The 15,325-nt window shown below is 48.0% G+C and carries 13 protein-coding genes and 1 pseudogene; 7 read left to right on the top strand and 7 right to left on the bottom strand.

What is annotated here, in order from left to right; genetic code table 11:
• Positions 1-82: 82 nt before the first annotated feature.
• The 4 genes from OGX95_RS08550 to OGX95_RS08565 form a co-directional block, all read right to left on the bottom strand.
• Positions 83-679, bottom strand: coding sequence for an OB-fold protein (locus tag OGX95_RS08550; protein WP_286629135.1), 597 nt, complete (start codon positions 677-679; stop codon positions 83-85).
• Positions 663-1,031, bottom strand: coding sequence for a hypothetical protein (locus OGX95_RS08555; protein ID WP_286629136.1), 369 nt, complete (start codon positions 1,029-1,031; stop codon positions 663-665). Before OGX95_RS08555 ends, OGX95_RS08550 begins: the two co-directional genes overlap by 17 nt.
• A complete protein-coding gene (locus OGX95_RS08560) occupies positions 1,021-1,866 on the bottom strand; it encodes a lysozyme inhibitor LprI family protein (protein WP_286629137.1) in 846 nt (281 codons plus the stop codon). The genes OGX95_RS08555 and OGX95_RS08560 overlap by 11 nt, the downstream gene beginning before the upstream one ends.
• A gap of 250 nt (positions 1,867-2,116) precedes the next feature.
• Positions 2,117-4,033: a recombinase family protein gene (locus OGX95_RS08565; protein WP_286629138.1), complete on the bottom strand. Its 1,917-nt coding sequence runs from the start codon at positions 4,031-4,033 to the stop codon at positions 2,117-2,119.
• 95 nt (positions 4,034-4,128) lie between these two features.
• Between OGX95_RS08565 and OGX95_RS08570 the strand changes: the two are divergent.
• Positions 4,129-4,308, top strand: a pseudogene (locus OGX95_RS08570) (YkgJ family cysteine cluster protein); the annotation flags it as partial.
• On the opposite strand, the gene setB reads toward OGX95_RS08570, so the two are convergent.
• Entirely contained in the window at positions 4,305-5,486 is a 1,182-nt protein-coding gene (gene setB, locus OGX95_RS08575) for a sugar efflux transporter SetB (protein ID WP_286629139.1), read from the bottom strand. The pseudogene OGX95_RS08570 and the gene setB overlap by 4 nt on opposite strands.
• A gap of 368 nt (positions 5,487-5,854) precedes the next feature.
• Here setB and fruB point away from each other — a divergent pair, with 368 nt between their 5' ends.
• From fruB to fruA, 3 genes are read left to right on the top strand one after another with little or no spacing between them, the layout of a single operon-like run.
• Positions 5,855-6,985, top strand: a complete 1,131-nt coding sequence (gene fruB / locus OGX95_RS08580) for a fused PTS fructose transporter subunit IIA/HPr protein (protein WP_286629140.1) — start codon at positions 5,855-5,857, stop codon at positions 6,983-6,985.
• Positions 6,985-7,923, top strand: coding sequence for a 1-phosphofructokinase (fruK, locus tag OGX95_RS08585; RefSeq protein WP_003027446.1), 939 nt, complete (start codon positions 6,985-6,987; stop codon positions 7,921-7,923). Before fruB ends, fruK begins: the two co-directional genes overlap by 1 nt.
• Before the next feature lie 16 nt (positions 7,924-7,939).
• Positions 7,940-9,628: a PTS fructose transporter subunit IIBC gene (fruA, locus tag OGX95_RS08590; RefSeq protein ID WP_286629141.1), complete on the top strand. Its 1,689-nt coding sequence runs from the start codon at positions 7,940-7,942 to the stop codon at positions 9,626-9,628.
• A gap of 112 nt (positions 9,629-9,740) precedes the next feature.
• On the opposite strand, the gene OGX95_RS08595 is transcribed toward fruA, so the two are convergent.
• A complete protein-coding gene (locus OGX95_RS08595; protein ID WP_286629142.1) occupies positions 9,741-11,039 on the bottom strand; it encodes an anaerobic C4-dicarboxylate transporter in 1,299 nt (432 codons plus the stop codon).
• A gap of 76 nt (positions 11,040-11,115) precedes the next feature.
• Positions 11,116-11,835 carry a cysteate racemase gene (cuyB, locus tag OGX95_RS08600; RefSeq protein ID WP_286629143.1) on the bottom strand — a complete coding sequence of 240 codons (720 nt, stop codon included), beginning with the start codon at positions 11,833-11,835 and terminating at the stop codon, positions 11,116-11,118.
• A 351-nt stretch (positions 11,836-12,186) separates the two neighbouring features.
• Here cuyB and hypT point away from each other — a divergent pair, with 351 nt between their 5' ends.
• The 3 genes from hypT to OGX95_RS08615 all read left to right on the top strand — a co-directional run bounded on the left by hypT (position 12,187) and on the right by OGX95_RS08615 (position 15,264).
• A complete protein-coding gene (gene hypT, locus OGX95_RS08605) occupies positions 12,187-13,098 on the top strand; it encodes a hypochlorite stress DNA-binding transcriptional regulator HypT (protein WP_286629144.1) in 912 nt (303 codons plus the stop codon).
• 301 nt (positions 13,099-13,399) lie between these two features.
• Positions 13,400-14,341: a pseudouridine kinase gene (locus OGX95_RS08610; protein WP_286629321.1), complete on the top strand. Its 942-nt coding sequence runs from the start codon at positions 13,400-13,402 to the stop codon at positions 14,339-14,341.
• Positions 14,329-15,264 (top strand): pseudouridine-5'-phosphate glycosidase, encoded by a 936-nt coding sequence (locus tag OGX95_RS08615; protein ID WP_286629145.1) that lies wholly within the window; start codon positions 14,329-14,331, stop codon positions 15,262-15,264. Before OGX95_RS08610 ends, OGX95_RS08615 begins: the two co-directional genes overlap by 13 nt.
• Positions 15,265-15,325 lie beyond the last annotated feature (61 nt).

A 15,325-nucleotide genomic window follows, 5' to 3' on the forward strand; every position in this document is an offset into this window, starting at 1 on the left:
GCAATACTTATCTAGGGAGGAGTATATGCCACCTTCTATGAAGGTGGATTTCTACTATTTATAATATTAGACGATAAAAATGCTACTTATGACAGATCTCTCGGTCATAAACCCCACCATTTAAAGCCAGCATTTGCCTTTTGTTCTTTGAAATCATATCAGTCATGATCTTCGAGTCATCAAGAAAGACACCGCCAAAGGTTCCTGGTCGTGCATTCTTCCCTGCGAGTACAATCAAATCCCCAATATTTAATGCAGCAACTCTTTCGCTATTGTAATTCGTATCTTCAAATATGAACTTCAGGCCTTCATCTGAACTGGGAATACCCAAGGTTACTAGAGGATTTTTACTGAAAGTAACAGTACCGATATCAGTTATTTTCCCTGTTACCATTAACTGACATTTTTTGAAGTCATTTGTTGCCCTGAACTCATTTTGTTCAAACCGCGCATAAACTTCCCCGGCAGTGTACATCCTCGGAAGTATATCGATTATCGATGGTTTGGATTGTTTCTCAGGTTGTTGCTGAGTCTCGGTATCCGGATTTACCGCGACTTTCAGTTCGGGGGCTTTAGGTTGATATGGGGTAGTCGCGAGCCCGTAAAGGAGATAGACGCCGTAGGCTATAGCAACGGTTATGACTGTTCTTTTAATATAACATTTATAATTTGATTTCATTTAGTTCTTCCATGAATTCTATTTTGGTAACATGATTGCCATTGCGGTATATTTTTATGTTGTCAGATGGGGACTTCACCGCATTACGGATTTCGGTCATTGTATCTTTCGATAACATATCGCAGCCTTCCATATACTTAACTCTACGGGTATTAGTATCTGGTATGTTAGTGAAGCTGCTACTGATCCATGAATCAGGTATTTCAACTCCATGTATCAGTTTCATATACTCAACGATGAACGCTTCTGTCAGGTGAAACCGTCCAACCGTGAATTTTCCGGTATAGACATTAGAAGAAGATAAAGCTACCCAATCGTTTTTTAAAACCAAAGCCAGCGCATTATTTTCCATGTTCAGACTCCAGTTCACGAATGCGATCGTTAGTCATGTCAATTAAACATTGAGTATCTTGGTTGCAAATGGCTTGTTGTTTTATCCATTTCCGCTGAGATGGTAGTAAATATTTTCGTTTTTCAGTTGGCAGTTCTTTCCATGTATCATTAAGCTTTTTATCAGCAATACGATAATCTTCTTCCGGGGAAAATGGTGTTGTTAGCTTGTCATGATCGGTTGTGATGTTGTTTGCTTTCTTCTGAAAATATGATTTATCAGCACATGTTCTTTCCCAACTTTTTGAGACTTTCGTAGCTATGTCTTCAATCATCATTTCACGAAGGGTATATCCTTTTAATTTCGCACCTTCTTCCATTATCAAGCGATTGTCATAAGGGATGGCTTGCAATTGTTTATAAATATTCAGTTCAGGGGCGTCAGATTCTTTAATGAATACCTTAACTTCTTCTATCGTCGGTGCTCCACGTTTGCACATGGCATCTTCATTTTTAAACAATTCTTTTGTTAACTTATGCACGGGCTTATCAGGATTTGAGCACTTTTCTTTGATTCTGGCTTTAATGTTTGCGGACTGTTCATTAATGACCATCCGTGCTGCCATAGGGTCATTTTGATACATAGAACGTGCCAGAGGGCCATTTAGCAATATGAGTTCTATGTCTTCTGATGTAGGGCCACCATTCAGACAAAGCTCACTTGCCGGGAGCGCCAGAAGGCCATCTACAGTATCCATGTTATGGAAGTTGATGCGGTTTTCGGGGATTGCTGTAGCGGTGCCTGACAATAAGAATGCATTCAACATTATGATATTAATGAGTTTTATTGGCTTCATTTCAAAGTCTTTCCTTGTGCTATCGAAAAACTGTTCTTCTTCAGAAGACGAAAATTGGTGGGTTGTGAATCGAAGTCTGGTTGGAAAACTCGATCTTACATCGATCTGTAAAATCTATCAATATTGCTTTATTGATCTATAATAACGATCGATTGGGGCGTGAGAGTTCTGAGACTGCATCGAATTTAATGAAAAAATGGTAGGGTTTTTGAGGGGATTCCCCTTGTCGGGTAGGCAAGGGGAAAGTTGTTCAGTGTGAGAGTTTTTCTAAGTCTTCCAGGGAGTTAATCTCGTACTTAGTGCCGTTCACAGTTGCATAAGTTTTACTTGTAGATCCATCCACTATGATAGCCATTCCATTACCTTCATCTTGGCTTGTGCCGTTTTCTAACTCGGTGATATACATTGGGTTAAGAAGACTTACTTCGTGTTTTTCCTTAATATGCTGCGCAAATTTATCAGGCGAAATCAGTTCATCAATGAATGAGTGCAATACAAGTCCTTGCATTTTAAGTAAGTCATGATCATTAACTGTTTGTACTTCTACATACGCAACACCAGGTGATCGGTTTCGATTGAATTTAATCACTATCCTTTGTTTTGTCTCGTCGGCGAAAGTTACTTCAAAATGACCATGCCGCCTATCAATGTCATAGCAATCAATACGTTTGATAGCTTGCTTTACCTTCAGCCTAATTCGCTTACGGTCAGGGTTTTTAGTGTCATGAACATCGAAATTTCGGAATTGCTCCCAGCCAGCAGTTTGAATTTCTGAACGGCTGATTTTGTACTGTTGAAATTCTCGCTCAAGCGTTATTTTTTTTTGTTTATTGGCATTAATCTGATCTGCCAATTCTTCGAGCTCATCTGTCAAAGTTGCCAGCTTTAACAGCTTTTTAACAGCTTCAGATGCCTTTTCAATCTCATATTCGTACCAGGCCGTTTTATCTTCTTTGTGGTTGTTCCAGACGTGATCAGCGATTAGTTGCAAAACAGTGTGCTCAAGCTGGTATGCCGTAAAACCTTTTTTACCGCAAGGTTTACCCTGAACAATTTTTGAACCACATATATAACGGTACTTGTTTTCACATGAACCAGATTTGAACATAAAAGAACCACATTTGCCGCAAAAAAGAATACCGATACCTGAGAGTAGCGGAATTTCTGGCTCAGGGTTACCTGCTGGATATTTTGATGAATTACGAGTGATGGCGCGGTGTCGATCTAATTTCGAAAGAGTCAAGTAATCCACCTCCGGCATAAGTGCGGGGTAGTAATCAGGAATAATGAAGATTTCTTTCAACGGCTCATCTGATTCGGAATCGTATATTATGGCACCTGATTCATCGCGTTTATCCAGCGTAAAAGTTTTTTGTCCGTGAACAGTGGGGTTCAAAAAGGTCCTGATCAAATGTTTACCCCATTGTTCAGTTTTGGGTTTCAGTGCTTGACCTGTCTGGTCTTTATAAACCCTCTTTTTAGGGGCTGGATAATGTTCGTTAAGATATCGTTGGATTCCAAGAAGAGTTTCACCGTTTTGTTTAAGTTCGATAATCTTCTGAGCTGCGGTAAAATATATAGGGTGTGGAGTAACGAATCCTGATTTTGTATCTACCCACCAAACATTCTGACCGACTGATTCTATTGCTTTTGCTGGCGTTCCCGGTTCTCTTGTCAGGTTGTGCCGTATCAGCGAACGGGCTTGGGCTTCAACCCGATTCTTTTTTGTCAACGATTCGTCGTGGGCGCGTGTGAACATCAACAATGAAATGATTAAATCGGTTGGATTATTCTTTACGTCAGCGTACTTATAGACCTTTTCATCCATGCCAGTAACAACGACTATCCCCTTGCTAAGTATGTTCTTGAATATATCCAACGCGCTCCAGGCGTCATCACGACTAATGCGGTCAAGATTTTCGACGACCAGCCACGAGCCGACGGGAACTTTACCCCCAATCTGTTTGATGAACTCAGATAGCTTCCCTTCATGAGCATTTTTACCTTTGAACGCGGACATGCCGAGATCGTGGAAAGCCGTTGTATCAAGTTCGAGATTGTAACGGGCCGCAATTTTTAGAGCGGTATCTTGCTGACGCTCCAAGGAGTTACCTTCCCGTTGTTTCACAGATGAAAAACGCACGTACGAATACAGCTTGGGTTTCATTGATTGAGATTCCCTTCGGATGGCATTGATTGATCAGATAGATCTGATGCTAACAGCAGGAATGTGAATTTTAAACAGTGAATAATTATATGTTAGGCAAGCCCGCCAATACGCCATGCGTTCAGCTAGATGAATCCCTGCGCTGTAAGATTTTTGCGTCTCCGTTGCGCCCAAAAGTGTGTGCCGGTTTGCAACCCAGTGCGGAAATGTGCGGTAAAACGACACACCAGGCCATGCTGTACCTTATTGAGCTTGAAGCGTTGACTGCACCTTAAACGTCTTTGATGCGCACCAGGCATACAACCGTCGCGACGATCATCACCAGCGCAAACCAGAATACAGCGTGGTAGTTCCAGATTTCTGCAGCAATACCTGCCAACGACCCGGCAATAATCCAGCCTACGCGGATGGTATTGGTGTACAGCGTTGTTGCTGATCCCGCCTGTCCCGGCATTAAATCCTGAAAATAAAGCATGCCAATCCCGCCGAGGATGCCGATGTAAATCGCGTTCAGCAACTGTAAGCCGAGCAAAACCGCTGGCGAATGTGCCAACAGCATGCCTGCATAAAAAAAGAACCCGGCGATGGCGGCAATTCTCATCAACAGACGTTTGCCCAGACGTTTCGCAAAATATCCGGCAATCAGCATGGTTGGGATTTCCAACCCTGCGGCGGTACCCATCATGATACCGGCGAGTTTTTCAGGTAGATGCAGCTCGTTGATGATAAACAGCGGCATATTAATGATATAGAGGCTGTTGGTGCCCCACATTAATGTGCAGATAGCAAAAAGCAGCAGCGTATCACGACGATTACGGCGTGGAGCTTCAACCGCACCTGTCGCGAGAGGGATGCTTTTGTTCATTGATGGTAAGAAAAACCACACCATCACGCCGCAGACAATAAATGCCACCGCGGCGCTGAGATACATCACCGTAAAGCTGAACCCCATGGCCAGCGCGTAGGCCAACGGTGGGCCGATCACCCAGGCCAGTGAAACCTGAGCACGTAAAATAGAGCTGAACATGACGGCTTCCCGACCCGTGCGATCGGCATGTTCACGGGCGAGAGCAAACATTTGCGGGTTGGCGGTGGAGCCAAAGCTACTGAGGAATACGCCGACAAACAGCAAAATATAATAGTTACGGTTCCAGGCAAACAGCACGCAGGCCAGCATGCCCAGTACACAGCAAAAAACGATCAGGTTTTTACGATCGCCTTTTTTGTCAGAGCGTCCGGCCAGAAACTGACTTACCAAAATGCCAATGACGGCGCTACCGGTAAAAAAGAACCCCACCATTCCCGGACGAGCATGGACTTCATCGGTCAGAAAAAGGCTGAGCGTGGGGGTCTGTAATGCCCCGGCGATACCCGTGAGAAAAGCGACAAGCAGGAACGCCGAAGACGTTAAATCAAACGCCTTGGGTGTGGCGGCTACGGGGGTGTTATGCATGTTTAGCTATCAGTGGAGTGAAGAGAGGCGGAGTTTACGCTGCTCGCCAGAAAATAAACAGGGCACTAAATCAAAATCGGTATGGAAAATCAAAATGTCATTTCAGTCTGAGAAGTCCACATGCTGACGATGCTGAAGTTGAGTAGCTGAACACGTTTTTGCGTCAGCTTGTTTCAAAGAAATGCCGAGAAAATGTGCGGCATATCTAAATTCAGCAAGTTAATTGTTAACTTTACTTGCGTGCTGAAGCAGAAAGATCCAAACTCCTTGAAACGTTTCAGCGTCATCTTGCCTTAACTGATGGAGTCGGGTGACGCCTTTTTTCTCATGTTAGCTGAATCGTTTCAATTCGGCAGGAGAGGAGAATCATGTTCCAGTTATCTGTTCAGGATATTCACCCGGGCGAACAGGCCGGGAATAAAGAAGAGGCTATTTGGCAGGTTGCCGCAGCCCTGGTGCAAGCGGGCAACGTTGCGGACGGCTATGTCAATGGCATGCTGGCGCGCGAACAACAAACATCGACGTTTCTCGGCAATGGTATTGCCATTCCTCACGGTACGACAGACACACGCGATCAGGTGCTGAAAACCGGGGTGCAGGTGTTTCAGTTTCCGCAGGGTGTGACGTGGGGCGAAGGTCAGGTTGCGTATGTGGCGATCGGCATTGCAGCCAGCTCAGATGAGCACCTTGGGTTGCTGCGTCAGCTGACTCATGTATTGAGTGATGACTCGGTAGCGGAACAGTTGAAATCCGCCACCACGGCAGAAGAGTTGCGTGCATTGCTGATGGGCGAAAAGCAGAGCGAGCAACTGAAGCTTGATAACGAAACGCTGTCGTTGGACGTCGTCGCCAATTCGCTGGTGACGCTGCAGGCACTAAACGCCGCGCGTCTGAAAGAGGTCGGTGCAGTAGATGCCACCTTTGTGGCCAGAGCAATTAACGAACAACCAATGAATCTTGGGCAGGGCATCTGGCTGAATGACTGTGCTGAAGGCAATGTGCGCAGCGCCGTCGCGGTCAGTCGTGCGGCAAGCGCATTTGACGTGCAGGGCGAAGCGGCTGCGCTGCTGGTTACTGTCGCGATGAATGATGACCAACCCGTTGCGGTGCTGAAGCGTCTTGGTGATCTGTTGCTGAGCAATAAAGCTGACCGTTTGCTGAAGGCTGATGCTGCGACTGTGCTGGCGCTGCTGACCAGCGATGATGCATTAACTGATGATGTACTGAGTGCCGAGTTTGTAGTGCGTAATGAGCATGGTTTACATGCCCGTCCGGGCACCATGCTGGTGAATACGATTAAACAATTTAATAGTGAAATAACCGTGACAAATCTTGATGGAACCGGAAAACCGGCAAATGGACGCAGTTTGATGAAAGTTGTGGCATTGGGCGTGAAAAAAGGACACCACCTGCGCTTTACCGCACAGGGAGAAGATGCTGAACAGGCGCTGAAGGCCATTGGCGATGCCATCGCGGCGGGTCTTGGGGAGGGCGCATAATGAGCAGACGTGTTGCAACTATCACCCTGAATCCAGCTTATGATCTGGTCGGTTTTTGCCCGGAAATTGAACGCGGTGAAGTCAATCTGGTGAAAACGACCGGTCTGCATGCGGCGGGAAAAGGGATTAACGTCGCCAAAGTGCTTAAGGACCTGGGGATTGACGTAACGGTCGGCGGCTTTCTGGGTAAGGACAACCAGGATGGTTTTCAGCAGTTGTTCAGTGAACTGGGCATCGCTAACCGTTTTCAGGTGGTGCAGGGGCGTACCCGTATTAACGTCAAGCTGACTGAAAAAGATGGTGAAGTTTCTGACTTCAATTTTTCCGGTTTTGAAGTCACGCCGGCTGACTGGGAACGCTTTGTGAATGACTCGCTAAGCTGGCTGGGGCAATTCGATATGGTGTGCGTCAGTGGCAGCTTGCCGACCGGCGTGAGCCCTGAAGCATTCACTGACTGGATGACGCGCCTGCGCAGTCAGTGTCCATGCATTATCTTTGATAGTAGTCGTGAAGCGCTGGTCGCCGGCCTGAAAGCGGCTCCGTGGCTGGTGAAACCAAACCGTCGTGAACTGGAAATCTGGGCTGGCCGTAAGCTGCCAGAAATGAAAGATGTTATCGATGCGGCACATGCTCTGCGTGAACAAGGCATTGCACACGTGGTGATTTCACTCGGTGCGGAAGGCGCGTTATGGGTTAACGCTTCGGGTGAATGGATTGCTAAACCACCGTCAGTTGAGGTGGTCAGTACTGTAGGTGCGGGTGATTCGATGGTTGGCGGTCTGATTTATGGCTTGCTGATGCGTGAATCCAGCGAACATACCCTGCGTCTGGCGACGGCAGTTGCCGCCCTGGCGGTAAGCCAAAGTAATGTGGGCATTACCGATCGTCCTCAGTTGGCCGCAATGATGGCGCGTGTCGACTTAAAACCGTTTAACTGACAGCAGGAGAGGCATAATGAAAACGCTGCTGATTATTGACGCTAATCTCGGCCAGGCTCGCGCCTATATGGCGAAAACCCTGCTTGGAGCGGCGGCACAGAAAGCGCATCTGGAGATTATCGATAATCCAAATGATGCAGAGCTGGCCATTGTCCTGGGCGATAAGCTGCCTGTCGACAGTTCCCTGAACGGCAAAAAGGTCTGGCTGGGTGACATCGGTCGCGCGGTTGCGCATCCTGAGCTTTTTCTCAGTGAAGCAAAAGGCCATGCGCAGCCATATAGCGCGCCGGTTGTGACAACGCCAGTGGCAAGCAATGGTCCAAAACGTGTGGTGGCAGTGACAGCTTGTCCAACAGGTGTCGCACATACGTTTATGGCTGCTGAAGCCATTGAAACCGAAGCGAAAAAACGTGGCTGGTGGGTGAAAGTGGAAACCCGTGGCTCAGTAGGGGCAGGTAATGCCATTACGCCGGAAGAGGTTGCCGAGGCTGATCTGGTGATTGTGGCGGCTGATATTGAGGTTGATCTGGCGAAATTTGCTGGAAAACCGATGTATCGCACGTCTACGGGCCTGGCGCTGAAGAAAACGAAGCAGGAACTGGATAAAGCGCTGGATGAAGCGACCCCGTATCAGCCTGCCGGGAAGAATCAGGCTGCGGCTACAGAAGGAAAAAAAGAGGGCGCGGGCGCGTATCGTCACCTGTTGACCGGTGTGTCTTACATGCTGCCGATGGTGGTTGCGGGCGGCCTGTGTATTGCGCTGTCATTCGCCTTTGGTATTGAAGCATTCAAAGAGCAAGGTACGCTGGCTGCAGCACTGATGCAGATTGGTGGGGGATCGGCCTTCGCACTGATGGTGCCAGTTCTGGCTGGTTATATTGCATTTTCTATCGCTGACCGTCCTGGCCTGACGCCGGGTCTTATCGGCGGTATGCTGGCAGTGAGCACCGGTTCTGGCTTTATCGGTGGGATTATCGCCGGTTTCCTTGCCGGTTATGTGGCGAAGATCATCAGCACGAAGTTGAAACTCCCACAGAGTATGGAAGCGCTGAAACCGATTCTGATTATTCCGCTGCTTTCGAGTCTGGTAGTGGGTCTGGCAATGATTTACCTGATTGGTAAACCGGTTGCGGGCATTCTGGAAGGCCTGACCCACTGGCTGCAAACCATGGGGACGGCGAATGCGGTTCTGCTTGGTGCCATTCTTGGCGGCATGATGTGTACCGACATGGGCGGTCCAGTGAACAAAGCGGCCTACGCTTTTGGGGTGGGTCTGCTGAGTACGCAAACTTATGCACCGATGGCAGCCATTATGGCGGCAGGCATGGTACCACCGTTGGCTCTGGGCCTGGCTACACTGGTTGCGCGTCGTAAGTTCGACAAAGCACAACAAGAAGGTGGCAAAGCGGCGCTGGTACTGGGTTTGTGCTTTATCACCGAAGGTGCAATTCCGTTCGCGGCCCGCGATCCGATGCGTGTTCTGCCATGCTGTATCGTCGGTGGCGCGGTGACGGGGGCAATTTCAATGGCTGTAGGCGCGAAGCTGATGGCGCCACACGGCGGACTGTTCGTACTGCTGATCCCCGGCGCCATTACCCCTGTGCTTGGTTACCTGCTGGCGATTGTTGCCGGTACGCTGGTGGCAGGTCTCTCCTACGCGGTGCTGAAGCGCCCGGAAGTGGATGCAGTTGCTAAAGCGGCATAATTAAATACGGATAAAAGGGCGGAGATTTCTCTGCCCTTTTTTTGATCTGCACATTCCTGTCGTTGAGACTAGCGGTCTTACATCACCGCAATGTAAACCGTCATTTATTATCTCAAGCAATCATTGGGGCAATGATAAAACCAAAGGCAACGCCAGCGATGATGCCGCCGAGTCCGGGCAACATAAACGGATGGTTTAAGACATACTTACCCACGCGTGTTGTCCCGGTGGTGTCGAACTCCATTGCCGCCAGTGAAGTGGGGTAGGTGGGTAGAACAAACACGCCAGTCACTGCCACATAAGAAGCCAGAATGGCCCAGGTGGGTACGCCGAGCGCGACGGCAAGCGGGATAATCAACGGCGTGGTGGCTCCCTGCGAATAGAGCAGCGCACAGGTCCCAAACAGTACCAGAGCCAACAGCATTGGGTAGGCCTGTAGAATATTACCCGCGATATCTTTAATTTCCGCTAAGTGTGCGTCAATGAATGTGGTTCCCAGCGTAACAATGCCGAGAATGACGGCCAGTGAACTCATCCCTGCCCGAAAAGTGGATGTCAGTACAATGGCATCTGTAGATGTTTTGCATAGCACGACCATCAGGCAAGCGGCAGATAGCATGCAGATAATAATAATATCCCGCGTATTCATCGGACTACCGACGTCGAATCCTGGACGTAGCTGAGGGCAGGCGGCAAGGATGACAATGACGATGGTTGCCAGCATAAACAGGGCAACGGAAAGCACAGCACCTGGCGTCGTACTACTCTGGCTTTCATATTTACGGACCAGACCTTTTTGCAGGCGTTCCAGATACACTTCATCATCCTGTAGCTCGCACCCCTGGCGTGAAGCGATTAATGCGGCTACCATTGCGGCAACGAACGAGGCGGGCAGGCATACCGCCATGACCTGTATAAAGCTAACGCCGTTTCCTTCCATGATGGTTAACATTGCGGCCATCGCAGCACTGATCGGCGAGCCGGATATTGCCACCTGGGAGGCGACGACGGACCCTGCGAGCGTGCGTGAGGGGCGGATACCGGACTCTTTTGCTACTTCGGCAATGACCGGTAGGGTAGAAAAGACAATAAATCCGGTCCCCGCCATAATGGTCATCGACCAGGTAATAATGGGCGCAATGATATTGATATATTTAGGGTTACGCCGCATAAAATTCCCGGCAACGCGAACCAGATAATCCATACCACCTGCGGCCTGTAGCGCCGATGCTGCCACGACAACCGTCATAATAATAAGAATAACGTCAACGGGCGGCGAACCAATTTGCAGCCCAAATCCCAACGTTAATATAGCCAGCCCCAGCCCGCCACATAAACCGATACCAATTCCGCCGAGGCGGATACCAAAAAATATTGCCCCTAACACTACGATAATTTCCAGCCAAATCATAATGGCCTCCGCCAGAGAATAATTCGTTATTAAAATGGGTGTTTATGTAATGCAATAATTAGCCAGGCATAGATTTTCATTGCACCAAAAGGTGATTTTTACCCACGCGTTTCTCGTACCATTTAATACCGGCGCGAACCAACGAACCGGTTGAGTCGATATATTTATCAGGTGACTGTTTGACCGCGTCGGCCAGGATGACGGGGACTTCCGTACAGCCCAGTACGATAACTTGTGCGCCGCGAGAGAAGAGTGCCTGAGCCTGTTCATTCATTAGAATTTGTGCCCGCTTAGCATCACCGGCTTTTAAGCAATAGATGCTTTCCATCACTTTTTCCTGACTGGCAGAGTCAGGACTGATGCAGGTTAGCCCAAGAGATTCAATGCCTTTTTGATAGAGACCCATGTACAACGTGGCGTTGGTTGCCAGCAGTCCGATACGTGATTTCCCACAGTTCTTGACCTCGTTGATGGTCGTTTCAACGATACTGAGCAGCTCTGTGTGACAGCACTCTTTTAATTCATTAAACCAAAAGTGGGCGGTATTACAGGGGATCACAATACACTCAGCGCCAGCATCTTCGAGTTTATGCATATAATCGCGCATTGCCGGGAGTGGAGAATTACCATGATGCATTAACGCGTCAGTTCGGTCAGGAATGTCAGGAATAGATGAAATAATTAATGGGATATGTTCCTGGTCACGTTGTGCCGCGGTAAAGGTGACGAATTTATTAAAGAGATCGACGGTTGCCGCCGGACCCATACCACCAAGTACGCCAATTAAACCTTTCACGATATATACCTCAATTCACCGTTAAATAATATTCAGGCTGTGTTTGTCTTGCCCTAATGTTTAACAGCAGCGAGTCGAGAGGAGAAATGCAATAATGTTTTGTTTAATGCAAAAACTGCATGGATTTGGCTTCGTTTGTCACCTCAGCAGGCCGATATTGAGCCTGAGGTCCGACAATACGCGGCAGGTGAGCGGTCGTGGCCGAGGGGGAGGGAGGCACGGTAATGCCAAAAACGAAGGTTCGATGCAAAAAACGAATCATCGGTGGCTAATCGCCAATATCATCTCTGGAACACCTCTGGCATGATGTTTTAGGTTAATCACCCCTATTTAAACATCCGCGTGACAGGCATGAAAAATATTGAGACAAAATGGTTATATGATTTCCTGACGCTGGAGGCGTGTCGTCATTTTTCCCAGGCGGCTGAGGAACGCAATATATCGCAACCGGCATTTAGCAGGCGGATCAAGGCGCTCGAATCAGCCGTGGGGGTACAGCTTTTTGATCGCACGACGAGCCCACTGCAACTCACGGAGGAGGGTAAGCTATTTCATTCACAAACCCGTAGTCTGCTGCAACAGCTGGAATGCAATCTGGATGAGCTAAGTGGGCACAACCTGCTTGGGGTACCCAATATCAAAATAGCGGCGGCACATTCTCTGTCGCTGACTATGTTGCCCAGATTAGTGCACTCAATGGCGGCCTGGGGGGAAGAGTTTGTTTATCACGTCGAGGCGATTGATGTGGTGCAAGCGGTGAATACCCTGCGTGAAGGGAAAAGTGATTTTATTATCTCCTTTCGGGATGAAGATTTAATGCAGTCACCTTTCTGCGGTTTGAAGGTTTTTGAGTCTGAGCTGTATCCCGTCTGTGCGGCTGACGCGCAGGGGAGGGCGTTGTTTGATATCTATCAGCCGCAGGTGCCGATTCTGAACTATACCAGCACATCCTACATGGGAAGATTGGTAAACCGTCATCTGGCGGAAGTGGGGGGCATTTCTGCTCGTACACTGTTTATGTCTTCGATGAGTGAGTTATTGAAAAATATGGCATTAGATGGGCATGGTATCGCCTGGCTGCCGGCGTGGACTATCGTAAACGAACTGCGTGACAAGCGGCTGGTTTGTCTGCAGACGCCGGAACTGATGGTACCTATTCAGGCCTATATTTACCGGATGGATACCCGCTTGAATAAAACGGCTGAGCACTTCTGGCGGATTTTGTACAACCACATGCCGGAGGATCTGGTTTCGCTCAGTTAATACACACCCGTCTGCCTGACGCATCTGAAAAACCTCCGGTTATCCGGAGGTTTTTTTCTGGTTTGCTCGATTTGTGTTCTGCCTCTCATTTTTTCGCTCCCTTGCAAACTGTATCTATAAAAAATTGTGACTCTGTTCATATCTATTTGTTTTAGATCTTGTGGATGGATTTACTTTACAAAAAACCTGGCTAACATGAACACATGTTTGATAGTGAACATGTGCTCTAATAATCCTTCATGTGGTAAGGATTATTTCTGACGAACTCTTTAGTGGTAATTATATTGCCAGGGGACGTGCTATGCGTGAAAAGGAATACATAGTAACCATTGGCTCGGCCAATATGGATGTTGCCGGGTATTCGCATGCTTCTCTGAATTATGCGGACTCGAATCCGGGGAAAATAAAATTTACGCCAGGCGGTGTGGGACGCAATATCGCTCATAATTTAGCGCTGCTGGGGAAAAATTCATGGTTACTGACTGCCGTTGGTAACGATTTTTATGGGCAATCACTGCTGGCACAAACTAATCAATCTGGTGTTCATGTCGAAAAATGCCTGATTGTTGCTGGAGAAAATACATCAAGTTATTTGTCGCTGCTAGATAATACCGGTGAGATGCTGGTTGCCATTAATGATATGAGTATTACCGACCACATTTCAGCAGATTTTTTATCGCAACATCGTGATTTTATTCGTGCAGCAAAAGTCATTGTCGCTGACTGTAATATCAGTGAAGACGCGCTGACATGGGTGTTGGAAAATGCGGGTGAGGTACCGGTGTTTGTTGACCCGGTATCGGCATGGAAGTGCGTTAAAATTCGCGAGCAACTCGGCAAAATCCATACCTTAAAACCTAATCGACTTGAAGCTGAAACCCTGAGTGGTATTGCACTCTCCGGGCGAGAGGATGTTGGCAAAGTTGCCACGTGGTTTCATGAACGTGGCCTAAACCGCCTGGTGCTCAGCATGGGGGGGGACGGTGTTTATTATAGTGATATATCAGGGAGTCGCGGCTGGTCGCTGCCCATTAAAACTCACGTCATCAATGTAACGGGAGCTGGTGATGCCATGATGGCGGGACTGGCTTCCTGCTGGGTAGACGGTTTGCCCTTTATTGATTCGGTTCGATTTGCGCAGGGTTGCTCATCTATGGCACTGGCCTGTGAATATACCAATAACCCTGATTTGTCTGTTGCGAATGTTAGCTCAATAGTGGAGAACACAGAATGTCTGAATTAACTCTTTCCTCTGAATTATTACAAATATCTCCAGAAGTTCAGGAAGCATTAAACAGTAAAAAACCGATTGTTGCACTTGAGTCAACCATTATTTCTCATGGAATGCCATTTCCACAAAATGCGCAGACAGCAATTGAAGTAGAAGAAACTATTCGCAAACATGGTGCTGTGCCTGCAACCATTGCCATTATTGGCGGAGTAATGAAAGTTGGCTTGAGTAAAGACGAAATTGACCTTTTAGGACGCGAAGGGCATAACGTTGCTAAAGTTAGCCGTCGAGATTTACCGTTTGTTGTAGCGGCGGGGAAAAATGGCGCGACTACCGTTGCCTCTACCATGATTATTGCCGCCATGGCGGGAATTAAAGTATTTGCAACCGGTGGCATCGGCGGTGTTCACCGCGGGGCTGAGCATACATTTGATATTTCTGCGGATCTGCAAGAACTGGCACATACCAATGTTACGGTTATTTGCGCAGGGGCAAAATCTATTCTCGATCTCGGATTAACAACCGAATATTTAGAAACCTTCGGTGTGCCGCTCATTGGTTATCAGACAAAATCACTGCCAGCATTTTTCTGCCGCACCAGCCCGTTTGACGTCAGTATTCGTCTGGACAGCGCAAAAGAAATTGCCCGCGCAATGGCGGTGAAATGGCAAACCGGCCTGAACGGCGGCCTGGTTGTCGCAAACCCAATCCCTGAACAGTTTGCAATGGCAGAAGAAAAAATAAACGCGGCAATCGATCGGGCAGTGAAAGAAGCTGAAGAGCAGGGCGTTGTGGGCAAAGATAGCACACCGTTCCTTCTGGCACGGGTTGCGGAACTGACCGGAGGCGACAGTCTGAAATCTAACATTCAGTTGGTGTTCAACAACGCCGTACTGGCTTGCGAGATTGCGAAGGAATATCAACGCCTCGCCTGACCGAATTTTCCGGGCAGAAAGCGGTCGCCCGTGCATATCAGACCTACCAAAACCTGGCGTT

Origin of the sequence: Citrobacter sp. Cu233 (assembly GCF_030332225.1) — a bacterium.
Classification (GTDB): Bacteria; Pseudomonadota; Gammaproteobacteria; order Enterobacterales; family Enterobacteriaceae; genus Citrobacter.